The sequence below is a fragment of the Streptomyces sp. NBC_01257 genome, assembly GCF_035917255.1.
In the GTDB taxonomy this organism is placed as follows: Bacteria; Actinomycetota; Actinomycetes; order Streptomycetales; family Streptomycetaceae; genus Streptomyces.
The window spans coordinates 8,100,228-8,116,053 of record NZ_CP108472.1; the positions used below are offsets into that span (position 1 = coordinate 8,100,228).

Annotated in this window: 13 protein-coding genes and 1 tRNA gene; 6 read left to right on the forward strand and 8 right to left on the reverse strand. The window is 72.6% G+C overall.

Going from position 1 to position 15,826, the window contains the following annotated elements:
* Nucleotides 1–19: 19 nt before the first annotated feature.
* Nucleotides 20–1,174: a substrate-binding domain-containing protein gene (locus OG408_RS35345; protein WP_326673694.1), complete on the reverse strand. Its 1,155-nt coding sequence runs from the start codon at nucleotides 1,172–1,174 to the stop codon at nucleotides 20–22.
* A gap of 137 nt (nucleotides 1,175–1,311) precedes the next feature.
* On the opposite strand from OG408_RS35345, the gene OG408_RS35350 reads away from it, so the two are divergent.
* Nucleotides 1,312–2,082, forward strand: a complete 771-nt coding sequence (locus OG408_RS35350) for a sulfite exporter TauE/SafE family protein (protein ID WP_326673695.1) — start codon at nucleotides 1,312–1,314, stop codon at nucleotides 2,080–2,082.
* Between the two features lie 55 nt (nucleotides 2,083–2,137).
* Here the strand turns inward: OG408_RS35350 and OG408_RS35355 are convergent, their stop codons facing one another.
* Nucleotides 2,138–3,667 (reverse strand): amino acid permease, encoded by a 1,530-nt coding sequence (locus OG408_RS35355; RefSeq protein ID WP_266785680.1) that lies wholly within the window; start codon nucleotides 3,665–3,667, stop codon nucleotides 2,138–2,140.
* Nucleotides 3,668–3,727: 60 nt separating this feature from the next.
* Nucleotides 3,728–4,735 carry a hypothetical protein gene (locus OG408_RS35360; RefSeq protein WP_266785682.1) on the reverse strand — a complete coding sequence of 336 codons (1,008 nt, stop codon included), beginning with the start codon at nucleotides 4,733–4,735 and terminating at the stop codon, nucleotides 3,728–3,730.
* A 320-nt stretch (nucleotides 4,736–5,055) separates the two neighbouring features.
* Here OG408_RS35360 and OG408_RS35365 point away from each other — a divergent pair, with 320 nt between their 5' ends.
* The 3 genes from OG408_RS35365 to OG408_RS35375 are packed head-to-tail and all read left to right on the forward strand — an operon-like array spanning nucleotide 5,056 to nucleotide 9,165.
* On the forward strand, nucleotides 5,056–6,489 hold the full coding sequence (locus tag OG408_RS35365; RefSeq protein ID WP_285564171.1) for an FGGY family carbohydrate kinase: 1,434 nt from the start codon (nucleotides 5,056–5,058) through the stop codon (nucleotides 6,487–6,489).
* 19 nt (nucleotides 6,490–6,508) lie between these two features.
* Nucleotides 6,509–7,939: an NAD(P)/FAD-dependent oxidoreductase gene (locus tag OG408_RS35370; RefSeq protein ID WP_326673696.1), complete on the forward strand. Its 1,431-nt coding sequence runs from the start codon at nucleotides 6,509–6,511 to the stop codon at nucleotides 7,937–7,939.
* Nucleotides 7,936–9,165 carry an NAD(P)/FAD-dependent oxidoreductase gene (locus tag OG408_RS35375; protein WP_326673697.1) on the forward strand — a complete coding sequence of 410 codons (1,230 nt, stop codon included), beginning with the start codon at nucleotides 7,936–7,938 and terminating at the stop codon, nucleotides 9,163–9,165. The genes OG408_RS35370 and OG408_RS35375 overlap by 4 nt, the downstream gene beginning before the upstream one ends.
* A gap of 41 nt (nucleotides 9,166–9,206) precedes the next feature.
* Here the strand turns inward: OG408_RS35375 and OG408_RS35380 are convergent, their stop codons facing one another.
* On the reverse strand, nucleotides 9,207–9,545 hold the full coding sequence (locus tag OG408_RS35380) for a hypothetical protein (RefSeq protein WP_266785689.1): 339 nt from the start codon (nucleotides 9,543–9,545) through the stop codon (nucleotides 9,207–9,209).
* Nucleotides 9,546–9,673: 128 nt separating this feature from the next.
* Nucleotides 9,674–10,222, reverse strand: a complete 549-nt coding sequence (locus OG408_RS35385; RefSeq protein WP_266785690.1) for a DUF309 domain-containing protein — start codon at nucleotides 10,220–10,222, stop codon at nucleotides 9,674–9,676.
* A 108-nt stretch (nucleotides 10,223–10,330) separates the two neighbouring features.
* Between OG408_RS35385 and OG408_RS35390 the strand changes: the two genes are divergently transcribed.
* Nucleotides 10,331–12,964: an ATP-binding protein gene (locus OG408_RS35390; RefSeq protein ID WP_266785691.1), complete on the forward strand. Its 2,634-nt coding sequence runs from the start codon at nucleotides 10,331–10,333 to the stop codon at nucleotides 12,962–12,964.
* 49 nt (nucleotides 12,965–13,013) lie between these two features.
* Nucleotides 13,014–13,087: transfer RNA gene (locus OG408_RS35395), tRNA-Pro, on the forward strand.
* 95 nt (nucleotides 13,088–13,182) lie between these two features.
* Here the strand turns inward: OG408_RS35395 and OG408_RS35400 are convergent.
* From OG408_RS35400 to OG408_RS35410, 3 genes are all read right to left on the reverse strand, one after another.
* Entirely contained in the window at nucleotides 13,183–13,761 is a 579-nt protein-coding gene (locus OG408_RS35400) for a type 1 glutamine amidotransferase domain-containing protein (protein ID WP_326673698.1), read from the reverse strand.
* A gap of 67 nt (nucleotides 13,762–13,828) precedes the next feature.
* The gene (locus OG408_RS35405) at nucleotides 13,829–14,155 is read right to left on the reverse strand and encodes a plasmid stabilization protein (RefSeq protein ID WP_266785694.1); all 327 of its coding nucleotides are present in this window, start codon (nucleotides 14,153–14,155) and stop codon (nucleotides 13,829–13,831) included.
* A 166-nt stretch (nucleotides 14,156–14,321) separates the two neighbouring features.
* Nucleotides 14,322–15,818 (reverse strand): MFS transporter, encoded by a 1,497-nt coding sequence (locus OG408_RS35410; RefSeq protein WP_326673699.1) that lies wholly within the window; start codon nucleotides 15,816–15,818, stop codon nucleotides 14,322–14,324.
* Between the last annotated feature and the right edge of the window lie 8 nt (nucleotides 15,819–15,826).

Below are 15,826 nucleotides of genomic sequence, written 5' to 3' on the forward strand. Positions count from 1 at the left end.
AATTGAAGCGGTCAAACGCTCAGTCCGTGGCAAGGGTGATCGCTTGCGTCGATCCGCGGACCTTGAGCGCAGGCAGCAACTGGGTCCTGCGCACCGGCCCCGCCGCCCCGGGCGCCCCGGACAGCCGGTGCAGCAGCAGCTCGGCGGCGGCCCTGCCGATGTCCGCCTTGGGCGGGGACACCGCGGTCAGCGGGGTGCTGCCCAGTGCGGCCACCACATCGTCGTACGCCACGACCGAGCAGTCCCGCGGCACTTGGACCCCGCTCTCGGCCAGCCGTTGCACCAGCATCAGCGCGTCCACGTCACCGTGCAGTACCGCCGCCGTCGCGCCGCGCTCGCGCAGCAGCGCGGCGAGATCGAGCGGGGCGCCCTCCGGCACGGCCCCCGCGGGCTGCTGTCCGGCCCCCGAAGGCCCGGGTCCGGGCACCGCGTCCGGCGAACTCAGCACCACCGGCCAGTCCGCCACCTCCGGCCGCGCCGCCGCGATGTCGGCGAAGGCCGCCCGCAGTGTGCGCGCCGTCGGGCTGTCGTCGCGGGCGGCCAGTACGATCCGGCGGTGCCCGAGCGAGAGCAGGTGCTCCACCGCGAGGTGCATCCCGTACCAGTGGTCGGAGCAGACCGAGTCCAGGGCGTGCAGGGCGCTGCCCGGCCGGGGCCGCCGCTCCATCAGCACGGTCGGCACGCCCACGTCCGCCAGCCAGCCGTAGTCCTGTTCCTCGGACTCGGCGCTGCGCCAGCGCGGGGCGATCAGGAGCCCGCGCGCCCCGTCGGCCAGCGCCCGCTCCGCCAGCGGCCGTTCGGCGCCCGCCAGTTGCGGTGCGATGTGCAGGGCGATGCGGATGCCGGCGTCCTCCAGGACGGTCCGGGCGCCGTGCAGCGTCTCGTACAGGTACGAATGCCGCTCCGGAACGATCAGGGCGACCGCGCCCCCGTCGCCCGGGGTCTCACCCGCCCGGGGCGACGGAACGGCCGGCGGCCCCGCCGGATCGCGCACCGGCCGCGCCGTACCGTGCCCCCGCCGCAGCCGCCCCGCCCGGGCCAGCTCCTCCACGTCCCGGCGGACCGTGACGACGGAGACGGCCAGCTCCTCCGCGAGCGCGCTCACCTTGACCGCGCCGCGCGACTCCACCACCGCCAGGATTCGCTGACGCCTGAGTTCCACCGGCTCCCGCATGGTGCTGGCCCCCTCGCCGTACGCTGCGCGTTGTTCGTTTGAACGCTTCGTGTGAGCGCTTGGAGCGCAGCATAACCATGCCGCCGCCCGGGCAGCCGCAGAGCCGGAAATCAGAGATATTACGATCTACCCTTGGCATGGACACCCTTACGCTCTGGCAACTGGCGGCACTGGCCGCGGCATCCGCGCTCGTCGGCTTCTCCAAGACGGCCGTCAGCGGTGCCAACACGATCAGTCTCGCGGTCTTCGCGGCGGTACTGCCCGCCCGCGAGTCCACCGGAGTGCTGCTCCCCATCCTCATCGCCGGTGACCTGCTCGCCGTGCTCACCTACCGGCGCCATGCGCACTGGCCGACCCTGCTGCGGCTCTTCCCCGCCGTAGCGGTGGGCGTGGTGGCCGGCACGCTGTTCATGATGTGGGCCGGCGACGCTGCCGTCCGGACCTCGATCGGCGCGATCCTGCTGTTCATGGCAGGCGTCACCATGTGGCGGCGCCGGACCGCGACGGCCGGTGAGGAGCCGGAGGCCGGGACCGGACCGCCGACCGCGGCCGAGCGGGTCAAGGCCCGTTCCTACGGAGTGCTCGGCGGTTTCACGACCATGGTCGCGAACGCGGGCGGCCCCGTCATGTCGCTCTATCTGCTCTCCGCCGGGTTCCGCAAACTCGGCTTCCTCGGCACGTCGGCGTGGTTCTTCCTGATCGTCAACACGTCCAAGGTGCCGTTCAGTGTGGGCCTAGGGCTGATCGACGGCCGGTCCCTGCTGCTGGACGCCTGCATGCTGCTGTTCGTCGTGCCCGGCGCCTGGATCGGCCGGAAGTGCGTGGACCGGATCAACCAGGCCCTGTTCGAGCGACTGGTCATCGGCGCCACCGTGCTGGGCGGTCTGCAACTGCTCCTGAACCCGTAGCGGCCCTCCCGGACCGCGGGGATCCGGGAGGGCCGCCGAGCGGACCGGGCGTCGGTCAGACGATGCCCTCCTCGATCTCGGCCTGCTCACGGGCGTTTCCGTACGCCGACGGGGTGCCGTACGAGCGACGCGCGACGAACCACCACACGGTCGCCAGGACCAGCACGGCGACCAGGGCTATCGAGGCGTAGTTCATCGAGTCGATCGTCACGGGCGACTTCTGCGGCAGCAGGAACAGCACGGTGACGATCACGACCCATGTGACGGCGATCCAGCCGACCGGCTTGGACCAGCGGCCCAGGTGCCACGGCCCGCGATCGAAGCGGTCACCCGCGCGCAGCTTCAGGAAGATCGGGATCGCGTACGCCGGCGTGATGCCGATGACGTTGATCGCGGTCACCGCGCCGTACGCGGTCGCCGAGTACAGCGACGGCAGGGCGAGCACCCCGGCGACGATCACCGACAGCCACACCGCGTTGACCGGCGTCTGCGTACGGGCGCTCACCTTGCGCCACAGCGAGGAGCCCGGCAGCGCGTTGTCGCGGCTGAAGGCGAACACCATCCGGCTGGTGGCGGCGACCTCGGCGTTGCCGCAGAACAGTTGCGCGGCGATCACGATCAGCAGCATCGCGGTCGCGCCCGAGGTCCCCAGCGCGTCGATGAGGATCTGGGCCGGCGGCACTCCGGTGGCGCTGTTCTGGGTGCCCGCGTAGTCCTGGATCGCGAACGTCAGCCCAGCGAGGAGCACGAAACCGGCCAGCCACGACACCCAGATCGACCGGACGATGCCGCGGGGCGCCGAGACGGAGGCGTCCGACGTCTCCTCCGACAGGTGGGCGGAGGCGTCGTAGCCGCAGAACGTGTACTGCGCCAGCAGCAGGCCGATCGCCGCCACGTAGAGCGGGTTCTCCCAGCCGGTGTCATTGACGAACTCGGTGAAGACGAACGACGGCGACTGGTGGTGCGAGGGCACGATCGCCAGTACGGACACGATCACCGCGACACCGGCCAGGTGCCACCACACGCTGATCGAGTTGAGCACGCTGACGAGCCGGACACCGAACAGGTTCAGCACGGCGTGCAGCAGCAGGATGCAGAGGAAGATGATCATCGTCTTGCCGGGGGTGGGCGAGAACCCCCACTGGAGGTTCATCAGCGCACCGGTGAACAGCGCGGCACCGTAGTCGATGCCGGCGATCGCGCCGAGCAGCCCGAGCAGATTCAGCCAGCCGGTGTACCAGCCCCACTTGCGGCCGCCGAGCCGGTCCGCCATGTAGTACAGCGCCCCGGACGTCGGATAGGCGCTGGTGACCTCGGCGAGCGCCATGCCGACGCAGAGCACGAACAGACCGACCCCGGCCCAGCCCCACAGCATCACCGACGGCCCGCCGGTGGACATGCCGAAGCCGTACAGGGTCATGCAGCCGGACAGGATCGAGATGACGGAGAAGCTGATGGCGAAGTTGCCGAAGCCGCCCATGCGGCGCGCCAGCACCGGCTGGTAGCCGAGTTCGCGCAGCCGCTGCTCCTCGTCCTTGGGTGCGGGGGCCTCGGCACCCTGCTGGGTCGAGGTGGATAGGGACATGGAAGGACCTCCGTGAGCGGTAAGGGGGAACGGGACACAGGACAGGGGGAGCGGACCGGGTCAGCCGTGCGGGCCCCGGTCCGGATCGCGGGCGGCGGCGATGGCGCGGCTGCGGGCGCGCAGGAAAACCTCCTCGGCGCCGCCGGGATCCTTGGGGTCGCGGGTGCGGTACGCCCACGGCAACGAGGTGAAGTACGGGCCGAGTTCACGGAAGACCGGAGCGGCGTCGGCGAACTGGAGCGCCCCCCACAGCGCGTGCGCGAGATGGTTCAGATCGAGCAGGGTGTGGGTGGCCGGGGGAGTGCGCAGGAACCAGATCTCCAGGGCGCGCAGGGCCTCGCGCTCTGCGTCCTCGGTGACCCAGTGCAGGTCCAGCGCCTTCTCGTGACCGTTCTCGCGGCGGTAGCGCTCGACCCGCACGTACAGCGGGAGAACGTGCAGCGCCGAGCCGTCGGGTGCCGAGGAGGCCGCCCACTGAACGAAGTTGACCGCCTCGGAGAGGACGCCCCCGGCCTTGCGCGCATAGACGAACTGGAGCATCCGGTGATAGGCCTCGCGGTTGTACGGATCGCGCTTGTCGGCCTCCGCCAGCAGCCCCCACGGCCCGGGGAAGAGCATGGGGCCCGGGGGATGCAGCCGGTGCTCCTCCAGGCGCTGGCGCTCGTCGAGCTGGGCCAGCGCCAGCAGGCACACCCAGGGCACCGGGTCCGCCGGTGAGGCGTGGGCGGCCGAGCGGCACGCCTCCCAGGCCTCCTGCCACAGCTCCTGTCCGCGCGGGTGGTCGGCGCGGTGGGCCCGTACCGCCCGCTCCACGGCGACCCGCGCGTGCATCACGGCGGCCGCGACGCTGCGCGGCTCCTCCGTCAGCCAGGCCCGAACCGCGTCCGATCCCGCCGCGACCGCCCCGAACACCTGGGTGCGCTGGGTCCACAGGGTCCAGTCCGGGGTGCTCTCCAGGAGATCACGCATCGACAGCCAGCGGCCGGTGCGTAAGTCCTGTAACGCGGAGCGGAGTGCGTTGTCGTGGCCGGCCGGATGGTAGACCGGCCGGAATTCACTGTTGGCCATGGACGTGCTCGGAGCATGGTGTCGGTCTCATCGATCCTCGGGACGTGGGGGGTGAAGCAGCAGTTGAAATGTGAACTGCTGTAAAGCGTCCGGTTGTTGCTCGGCGGTGAGTGTAGAGCCCTCCGTGCCGAACTCCCGAACGAATCGTGGATCTTCTTCAAGTCACTTGTGCAAACAGGAGGTTGAGCGGACGCGCCGGGTTCCGGCGACATCTCCTGCGGGCGCTTGACGTAACCGCTGGGCTGCACCACCCTGGGTTGCCGCGACCGATGATCACGATTCCGTTCAAGCCCGGGGGCTTGCGTACCGCTGGAGACCCGATGACAGGCCCGGTACTCGCCGTGGACCAGGGCACCTCAGGGACGAAAGCGCTGGTGATCTGTCCCGAGCGGGGCGTGATCGGTTCCGGTTCCGCTCCGGTGCGGCCGCGTTACGGACCCGGGGGAGCCGTCGAGGCGGACCCGGCCGAACTGCTCGGCTCGGTCGTCGACGCCGGGACGCAGGCCCTGGCCGCCGCGGGCGAACCGGTCGTCGCCGTGGGGCTCGCCAACCAGGGCGAGACGGTGCTCGCCTGGGACCCGGACACCGGGAAGCCGCTCACCGAGGCGATCGTCTGGCAGGACCGGCGCTCCGAGCCGCTTTGCGGGGAACTCGCGGCACACGAGGAGGAGTTGAAGCGGCTCACCGGACTGCCGCTCGATCCGTACTTCGCCGCACCCAAGATGGCCTGGATCCGCCGCGAACGGACCCGTGCCGGGGTCGTCACCACCAGCGACTCCTGGCTCGTCCACCGGCTCACCGGAGCCTTCGTCACGGACGCGGCGACGGCCGGCCGGACCCAGCTGCTCGACCTCGACGAGACCGTCTGGTCGCCCGCCGCCCTGGACGTCTTCGGTCTGGGCGGCGAACGCCTGCCGGCCGTGGTGGACGCGGCCGGAACCTTCGGCACCACGACCGCGTTCGGCGGCGAACTCCCGCTGACCGGGCTGCTCGTCGACCAGCAGGCGGCCCTCCTGGCGCAGGGCGCGCTGGAACCCGGCAGCGCCAAGTGCACCTACGGCACCGGCGCGTTCCTCCTGGCCCAGACCGGCGGCGTGCCGCGCCGGGGTTCCACCGGGCTGGTCAGCTGCGTGGCCTGGCGGCTCGGCGGACGTACCAGCTACTGCCTGGACGGACAGGTCTACACGGCCGCCTCCGCCGTCCGCTGGCTCACCGACCTCAAGGTGATCTCCGGGGCGGAGGATCTCGACCCGGTCGGTGGCGGCGTCCCCGACTCCGGCGGCGTCACCTTCGTGCCCGCGCTCGCCGGTCTCGCCGCCCCCTGGTGGCGCGGCGACCTGCGCGGCTCGGTCACCGGCCTGAGCCTGGACACCACGGCCGGCCACCTCGTGCGGGCGCTGTGCGAGGGCATCGCCGCGCAGGTCGTCGAACTCGCCGACGCGGTGGCCTCCGACCTCGGCACCCCGCTGACGGCCCTCCGCGTCGACGGCGGACTGACCCGCTCCGCACTCCTCATGCAGACCCAGGCCGATCTGCTGCAACGGCCCGTCGAGGTGTCCGCCCTGCCCGACGTCACCGCTCTCGGGGTCGGGGCCGTGGCCCGGCTCGGCAGCGACCCCGGACTCGCCCTCGCCGACGCCGTCCCCGCCTGGCGGCCGTCCGCCGTCTACGAACCGCGGATCGGCCCCTCGGAGGCGGCCGAGCGCCTCGCCGGATTCCGCGCCGCCGTCGACACCCTGCTGGAACGGTCATGACCCCGGCCGGAGCGGCCCGATGACGCACCCCGTCACCGTCACCACCGCCGGGGACCCCCTGCCGGAACTGCCCGGCGGCGCCCCGTACGACGTCACCGTCATCGGAGCGGGCGTGGTCGGCACCGCCATCGCCCGCGCCCTCGCCCACCACCCGGTCCGCACCGCCCTGGTCGAGGCGTCGGACGACATCGGCGACGGCACGTCCAAGGCCAACACCGCGATCCTGCACACCGGCTTCGACGCCGTCCCCGGCTCCCTGGAAGCCCGCCTCGTCCGCGAGGGGCAGCGGAAACTCGCCGCGTACGCCGCCGGGACGGGGATCCCGGTCGAGCGCGTCGGCGCCCTCCTCGTTGCCTGGGACGCCGGACAACTCGCCGCGCTGCCCGCCCTGCTGGCCAAGGCGGAGGCCAACGGCTACCACGCCGCCCGGCTGCTGGACGCCGACGAGGTCGCCGAGCGGGAACCCCACCTCGGCCCGGGCGCACTCGGCGCGCTGGAGGTCCCCGACGAGTCCGTCATCTGCCCCTGGACCACACCGCTCGCCTTCGCCACCCAGGCCGTCCGCGCGGGCGTCCATCTGCACCTGGACTGCCGGGTCGGCCGCATCGAGCCCGGACCGGACCACCACACCCTCACGACCGGGCGCGGCCCGCTGCGCACCCGGTACCTGATCAACGCCGCCGGGCTGCACGCCGACGAGATCGACCGGCAGTTCGGCCACGACCACTTCACCGTCACCCCGCGCCGCGGCCAGCTCATCGTGTTCGACAAGCCCGCCCGCGACCTGGTCCGGCACATCCTGCTCCCCGTCCCCACCGCCGTCGGCAAGGGCGTCCTGGTGGCCCCGACCGTCTTCGGCAACGTGCTTCTCGGCCCCACAGCGGAGGAACTCGACGACAAGACCGCCACCGAGTCGACACAGGAGGGAATCGCCCTGCTGCGGGAGAAGGGCCGAAGGATCCTGCCCCGGCTCCTCGACGAGGAGGTGACCGCCGTGTACGCGGGACTGCGGGCGGCCACCGGGCAGGAGGACTACCGAATCCAGGCCCACCCCGGCCTGAACTACATCGCGGTCGGCGGAATCCGCTCCACCGGACTGACCGCCTCCATGGCCATCGCCGACCACGTCACCGCGCTCCTCGCCGACACCGGCCTCGCCCTGGGCACCCCCGTCGCGCTGGAGCCCCTCACCATGCCCGGACTCGGTGAGACGGGCGAACGCCCCTGCCTGGACGCCGGACTCATCGCCCGGGACCCCGCGTACGGCACCCTGGTCTGCCACTGCGAGCGCGTCACCGAGGGCGAGATCCGAGACGCCCTCCGCTCCACCCTCCCGCCGCGCTCCGTCGCGGGCCTGGCCCGCAGGACCAGGGCCGGCAACGGACGCTGCCAGGGCTTCTCCTGCGGCGCCGGTCTCCGCGCACGCATCGAGGAGGGGAGCCGGACATGACCCGCCGCGAGCGGAGCGTCGACGTGCTGGTCGTCGGGGCGGGCCCGGCCGGTCTGGGCGCCGCGGCCGCACTCGCCGCTTCCGGGGTGCGCCGGGTCGAGGTCCTGGAACGCGAACAGACCGCGGGCGGCATCCCGCGCCACTGCCACCACAAGGGGTTCGGCAGCCGGCGCACGAGCGGAGGGATAAGCGGCCCCGAGTACGCCCGGCGCAGCGCGGCTGCCGCGACCGGCGCCGGCGCCGTCCTGCGCACCGGCATCACCGTCACCGGCTGGGCGGGTCCACGCATCCTCGACACCACAGGACCGGGCGGACTGGAACGGATCACCGCCAGGACCGTCGTCCTCGCCACCGGAGCCCGGGAACGCCCGCGCAGCGCCCGGCTGGTCCCCGGCACCCGCCCGGCGGGCGTCTACACCACCGGAGAACTCCAGCAGGCCGTCCACCTCCACCACCAGCACATCGGCAGCCGGGCGGTGATCGTCGGCGACGAACCGGTCGCCGACGCGGCCGCCGGCACCCTGCGCGAGGCCGGCGTCGAAGTCGTCGCCCGGGTCACCGACCGGCCCCCGGTCCGGCCCGCCGCCCTGGAACAGCTCCATAGCGCCCCGCTGCTCACCCGCACCGCCGTCACCGCCCTGACCGGCCGTACCCGGCTCACCGGCGTCTCGGTGCGCCACGAGGACGGCCGCACGACGACCCTGCCCTGCGACACCGTGGTGTTCACGGGCGACTGGATCCCCGAACACGAACTGGCGCGGCGCGCGGGCCTGCCGCTGGACCCCGGTACCCGGGGCCCCGCGCACGACGCCGCGTACCGCACGGGCGAGCCCGGCGTCTTCGCCGTGGGCAACGTGCTGCACGGCGTGGAGAGCGCCGGCACCGCCGCGGCGGAGGGCCGCGCCCTCGCCGTACCCGTACTCCGTCATCTCGCCACCGGCGACTGGCCCGCGGACCGCCCCGCGGTCGCCGTCGCGGCACCGCTGGAGTGGATCACGCCCAACCTCATCGGGCCCGGGGACGACCGGCCGCTGGGCGACCGGTTCATCCTGCGGACCGGCCGGATCCTCACGGCCCCGCTGCTCGTCGTCCGCCAGGACGGTGTGGAACTGCACCGCCGGCGCCTGCTGCGGCCCGCCCGGCCGGGCCGCCCCTTCCACCTGCCCGCCGGCTGGCTGGACCGGGCCGATCCGCACGGCGGGACGGTGCACGTCTCACTGGACTGACCGGGACGCGCGGAACGGGCCGCGCCCGGCAGGCCCGGGGTTCAGGGGATCAGCAGCCAGTCCGACCCGATCGCCGCCACCAGACCGACCCCCAGCAGCCAGCTGCCGAGCCGGGTCCGGCCGTTCCTGCTCAGCTCGATCACGATCCCGCACAGGATCAGCGCCAGCCCGTACACCCCGACCACCAGGACGGAGGACCGGCTCGCGATCCGCAGCCCCAGGACGACCGCCATCGCCACCATCCCGACCGAGGAGAGGACGATCCGCAGTCGTCTCGCCTGGCGTGGCGTCAGCCGCCGGTCCTCGGCCGCCGCGGTGTCCTCGGGTTCGGCTATCGGGGCGTCGAGGGCCTGGTCCTGGTCCTGGTCAGAAGTGCTCATGAGGCCGGATCGTAATGGCTCCGCACGCCCCTGTTCACCGCTCTCGGTCAAGGAGAGGGAAAGGAAGGGGAGTTCGGGCTCCGTGCCCTCCGTCCCGGTGCGCCGCGATCCGGTCCCGCGCACCGCGGTCAGCCGCCGTCGGCCCGCAGCCGCGGCGCCTCGGCGGCCGCGTCGACGACCGGGGCACCCTCGCCCTCCACCCGCCCGGCCAGCTCCAGCGCCCAGCCGCTCAGCGCGTCGACGTCGATCCCGTGCGCCGCCGGAACCCGAGCGGCCGGAGTGTCCGGCCCGCCGGGAGCCCCGGCGGCCCCACCGGACCCGGCGAATCCCGCCAGCGCACCCGCGCCCCGCCGCAGCAGCCGCGCACCGCCCGTCGCGTTGCCCCGGGCGGCATGGGTCAGACCGACGGCCAGCTGCGCCAGCCCCCGCCACAACTCCCGTTCCGCGTCGGGCCCCGACTTCCACGCGTCCTCGAACACCTCATGGGCGTGGAACGGCATTCCGGCGTCCAGCAGCCGCTGCGCCTCCCGCACCGTCTCCCCGGGCGAACGGACCACGCCCTCGGGCTGCCGCTCCACCCCCTGCGTCCCGTACGGCAGGGGGCGTCCCAGCCCGTCCCGGGGGCGCGCGTTGTGCGCCCGGCCCTCGGCGTCCCGGTCCCTGCGAGTCTCGTCCACCCCCCGATTGTGCCTCGTACCTGCGGAGAACTGCCTGAACCCCTGTCGGTGGCCCCCCGCGCACGACTAGGCTCGACTGTCATCGATCCGACTTTGGGGAGAGCAGGCATGAAGCCGTCCCGGCCGCTGTACGAACGCGAACCGGAACTCGCCGCCGCCGCACAGGCCGTTGACGCCCTCTGCGGCGCGCAGGCCGCCGGCGGGCTGCTGGTCTTCAGCGGCGAGGCGGGCATCGGCAAGACCGCGCTGCTGGCCGAGATCCAGGCCATGGCCGCCGACCGCTGCACCGTCTGGTCCGCCCGCGGCGGCGAGACGGTCACCTCGGTGCCGTTCCACGTCGTGCGCCAGCTGCTCCAGCCCGCGCTGGACCAGTTCCCCGCCGACGACGTGAAGGCCCTGTTCGGCGCCTGGTACGAGATCGCGGCACCGGCCCTGGGCCTCTCCGAGCCCACCGGCCCGCAGCCCGACCCGCAGGGTGTGCGCGACGGCCTCGACTGGGTCGTCTCCCGGCTCGCCTCCCGGCTGAGCCACCGTCCGCTGCTCCTCGTCATCGACGACGCGCACTGGGCGGACGGCGAATCCCTCGCCTGGCTCGCCTCGTTCACCGCCCGGCTCGGTGAACTGAAGGTCCTGGTCGTCCAGGCGCACCGCCCGGAGGAGCTCGCGGCCCGCGAGGCCCAGCGCACCGCCGCGGGCGGCCATCCGGCGCAGGTCCGTGTCGCCCTGCGCGCACTCACCCCCGACGCCACGTCCGAACTGGTCCGGGCCACCCTCGGCGACCACGCCGACGACCCGTTCTGCCGCGAGGTGTGGGCCGTCACCGGCGGCAACCCCTACGAGGCGGTCGAGCTCGTCGCGAAGGTCCAGGACCGTGAACTGGCCCCGCTGGAGGAGTCCGCCGGACTGCTCCGCGAACTCGGCGCGTCGGCCCGGGGCAGCGGTCTCGTCGCCCGGCTCGAACGGCTCGGCACCAACGCCAACCGCTTCGCCTGGGCCGCCGCCGTCCTCGGTACCGACATCTCCCAGGAACTCGCCGCCACCCTGGCCGGAATGAGCCCCGCCGAGGCGGCGGACTGCACCGCCCGGCTGCGCGAGGCCCGTATCGTCAGTGGCTTCGACCCGCTGGAGTTCGTGCACCCGCTGATCGCCACCGCCGTGTACCGCTCCATTCCGCCCGCCACCCGCACCGCCATGCACGGCAGAGCCGCCTGGGCGATCACCCGGGCCGGCCTCGGACCCGCGGCGGCCTCCCGGCACCTGCTCGAAGTCCACCCGGACGACGACCAGGAACTCGTCGAGCAACTGCGGGCCGCCGCCAACCAGCACCTCGCGGTCGGCGCCCCCGAAGCCGCCCGCCGCTGCCTGGAGCGGGCGCTCCAGGAACCGCCGCGCCACGACGTACGCGCCACCCTCCTGTACGAGCTGGGCTGCGCCACCCTGCTCAGCTCCCCGCCCACCACCGTGCAGCACCTGCGGGCCGCACTCGACATGCCCGGCCTCGCCGACGAACTGCGGGTCGACGCCACGTTCCGGCTGGCCGCCGCCCTGTCGCACAACAACCAGCTGAAGGAAGCGGCCCTTGCACTGGCGGCCGAGGCCGAGCGCACGGCGCCGGGACCGGGCCTGATGCGCCTGCAGGCCGCCCACTTCCTCTGGGAGGGCATGCAGGCCACCGAGGAGGACGGGCCCGGCCGCTCCCGCCGGCTCGCCGCCAACGCCGACCACCTCACCGGCCGGGACAACGCCGAACGGGCACTCCTCACGCTCCGCGCCTTCGATGCGATGCTGCGCGGCGAGAACTCCCAGCTGATCGTGGACCTGTGCGAACGCGCCCTGGTCAACGGCCACCCCGCCCGCGGCCTGGGCTGGACCGACACCGAATGGGGCTTCGAGCTCCCCACCCTGCTCGGCATCACCTACGCCTTCACCGACCAGCTCGACCGGGCCGAGGAACTCTTCGGCGAGGCCGTGCGCGCCTTCGAGATCTCCGGCTGGAGCGGCGCCCACCTGGCCTTCGCCCACACCCTGCTCGGCCTGGTCCACCGCCGTCGCGGCCGGCTGGCCGAGGCGGAGGGCTTCCTGCGCGAGGGACTGCGCCTCGCCGACCGTGTCGGCAGCGGACTGCCCGTCCACTGGGACGCCGCCTGCCTCCTCATCGACACCCTGCTGGCCCGCGGCCGGGTCACCGAGGCCCGCAAGGTCGCCGACCAGTACGACTTCGGTCTGCCCTACCCCAGTGCCATGGTCCTGCCCGACGCACCGTGCGTCCGTGGCCGCCTGCTGCTGGCCGAGGGCCGTACGAAGGAAGCCGTCACCGAGCTGGAGGCGGCCGGGCACGCCCTCGAACCACGCGGCAGGTTCAACGGCATCTGGGGCCCCTGGGCGGGCGACCTGGCCCGCGCCCTCGCCGACGACGACCCGGGCCGCGCCGCCCAGCTCGCCAACTCCGCCCGGGTGCACGCGGAGCGCTTCGGCACGGATACGGCGATCGGCGAGGCCCTGCGCTGTGTCGCCCTCTTCGCCCGCCCGGAGGAGGCGGCCCACCTGCTCGGTGAGGCCGTCCGCCACCTGGAGGCGTCACCGTCCGGCTACGAGCTGGCCCTCGCCCTCCTCGACTACGGCATCGCCACCCGGTCGCCCCGTGAGCTCGCCCGGGCACAGAAGCTGGCCACGGCCTGCGGCGCCGAGTCCCTGGCGACCCGCGCCCAGCAGGCGCGGGCGTCGATCCGGTCCACGGAGTGAGGTAATGTTTGTCCTGCGCAGCCGCCCGGCATGACCGGGGGACTGGCAGCGGGACGTGGCGCAGCTTGGTAGCGCACTTGACTGGGGGTCAAGGGGTCGCAGGTTCAAATCCTGTCGTCCCGACTGGAGACAGTCGTGGACCGAGGGCCGGTATCGGAGAAATCCGATACCGGCCCTCGGCCGTTGCGTGCACGCGCGCGAGGGCCCCCGGACGCGGATCAGAGGCCGGGCAGGCCCGGGACGGCGAGCGCCGCGTCGATCTCCCGCACGAACGGTTCCAGATCGTCCGGGTTCCGTGAGGTGATGAGCTTCCAGCCGCCGGACTCGTCCGTGACGACCGGCTGATCCGTCCAGTCGCCGCCCGCGTTGCGGATGTCGGTCTGCAGCGAGGCGTAGGACGTGAGCCGCTTTCCCGGGATCACGCCGGCCTCCACCAGCACCCAGGGCCCGTGGCAGATCGCGGCGACGGGGCGGCCCGCTGCGGAGAACGCGCGCACGATCCGGCACGCGGAGCTCTGCATGCGGAGTGTGTCGGCGTTCAGCGTCCCGCCCGGTACGAGCAGAAGGTCGTAACCGTCCGGATCGGCCTCGTCCAGCGTCAGGTCGGGCTCCAGGGTCCTGCCGGGCTCCTTGTCACCGACGAGGGTCTCGACCGAGTCCCTCGTCACGGCCGCGACATCGACCTGGGCGCCCCACCCGCGCAGGTGGTCGAGCGGGACGACGAGCTCGTCCTGCTCGACGCCGTAGTTGGTGACGATGGCCAGCACCTTGCGCTCGGCCGCATCGTGGTCGCTCATCCGCTGACGTCCTTCCTGTCGGCCAGGGGTACGGCCGCGACGCGGCGCGGCCGGTGGTTTCGGTGAATCAGCGGCTGACCGCCTTGCGGAGCTGCTCCTTGTTCATCGTGGAGCGGCCCTCGATGTTCTTCTTCCTGGCCTCTTCGTACAGCTGGTCCCTGGTACGCCCCTGCGCGCCCTTGTGCGAGCGCTCCCCGCCTCGCTGGGACGCCGACTTCGGGTCCTGTGTGGATGTCCTGCTCGCCGTCTTCGACTCACCCGAGCGGGCCCGTTCCTTGTTGACGGTACGGGCGGCGATCTCCTTCGCGCGCTTCTCCGGCTCGCCGCGCTTCTCGGCGCTCTCCTTCACGTGTTCGTACTGACGCTCACGCTTGCGACTGGATCCGGCCGGCATGGCGTTCTCCTTCTCGTTCTCGGGTCTCTTCTCCGGGGCACCCGGCCCGCACCGGGGACAGCGACGCGGCCGATGCCCACCACCCGGGTTGCCGCAGGGCCCCGTCCGAAACATGGCACCGCCGCCCCGGGCGCGCACACCGGGCCGTGCGCTCGGGTGACTCCCGCTACCGGCCCGCGTCGTCGCCCCGGCCGCCGGCCTTCTCCGTCTGGGAGAGCGGTCGCGCGATGTCCTCCAGGGAGCGCTGCTCGGCGTCGACCGCGAGGAAGGCGGCGACGATGCCGGCCGCGCACATCAGCGCGGCACCGATGCAGAAGGCGAGTGCCGTGTCGCGGGCGACGCCGGACTCGGTGAGGTCGGCGAAGATGAGCGGGCCGCTGATTCCGCCGACCGCCGTGCCGACCGCGTAGAAGAAGGCGATGGCCATGGCCCTGGTCTCCATGGGAAAGATCTCGGAGACGGTCAGATAGGCGCTGCTCGCCCCGGCGGATGCGAAGAACAGCACCACGCACCAGCAGGCGGTCAGGGTGTTGGCGTCGAGGGAGCCCCGGTCGAAGAGCCAGGCCGTGACGAACAGCAGGATGCCCGGAACGATGTACGTGGCCGCGATCATGATGCGCCGCCCGATCGTGTCGAACAGTTTGCCGAGTACGAGTGGTCCGACGAAGTTGCCGGCCGCGATCACCGCGAAGTAGTAGCCGGTCCGACCGCTCTCGACGTCGAAGAACTTGGTGAGGATCGCGCCGAAGCCGAACGTGATCGCGTTGTAGAGGAACGCCTGCCCGATGAAGAGGGACAGCCCGAGCACCGCACGTTTGGGATAGCTGCGGAACACGGTCTTCGCGATGAGCCCGAAGCCGATGCTCTTGCGCTCGTGGACCGTGATCTCACCGGCCGGCGGCGGCAGCTTCTCGTGACTCTCGTCCTCGATCTCCCGCTCGACGGAGGAGACGAGTTCGTCGGCGTCCTCGCGGTGGCCGTGGATGAGCTGCCACCGCGGACTCTCCGGTACGTGCCGCCGGACGAGCAGGATCACGAGGCCCAGGACGACACCCAGGGCGAAGGTGAGCCGCCAGCCCAGGTCCTTGGGGAAGTAGTCCGTGTTCAGCATGACGATCGACAGCAGCGCCCCGCCGATGGCGCCCAGCCAGTAGCTGCCGTTGATGATGAGGTCGACCCGGCCCCGGTACTTCGAGGGGATCAGTTCGTCGATCGCCGAGTTGATGGCCGCGTACTCCCCGCCGATGCCGAAACCGGTGAGGAAGCGGAAGAGGAAGAACCACCACGCGCTGAAGGACAGTGCGGTCATCGCCGTCGCCGCCAGGTAGACCGCGAGGGTCACCATGAACAGCTTCTTGCGGCCGAACCGGTCGGTGAGCCATCCGAAGAAGAGCGCACCCGCGCAGGCCCCCGCCACGTAGAGGGCCGCGGCCAGTCCGGTGACCTGGGCGGACGTGATGTCCAGCCCCGATCCCTCCTCCGAAAGCCGGCCCGCGATGTTGCCGACCGTCGTCACTTCCAGCCCGTCGAGGATCCACACCGTCCCGAGGCCGATGACGATCATCCAGTGCCAGCGTGACCACGGCAGACGGTCCAGTCGCGCCGGTAGGGCCGTCGTGACGACACCGGTTCCGGAGTCGCCCGGCGCTGCGGGGATTGTCACAGCGGTTG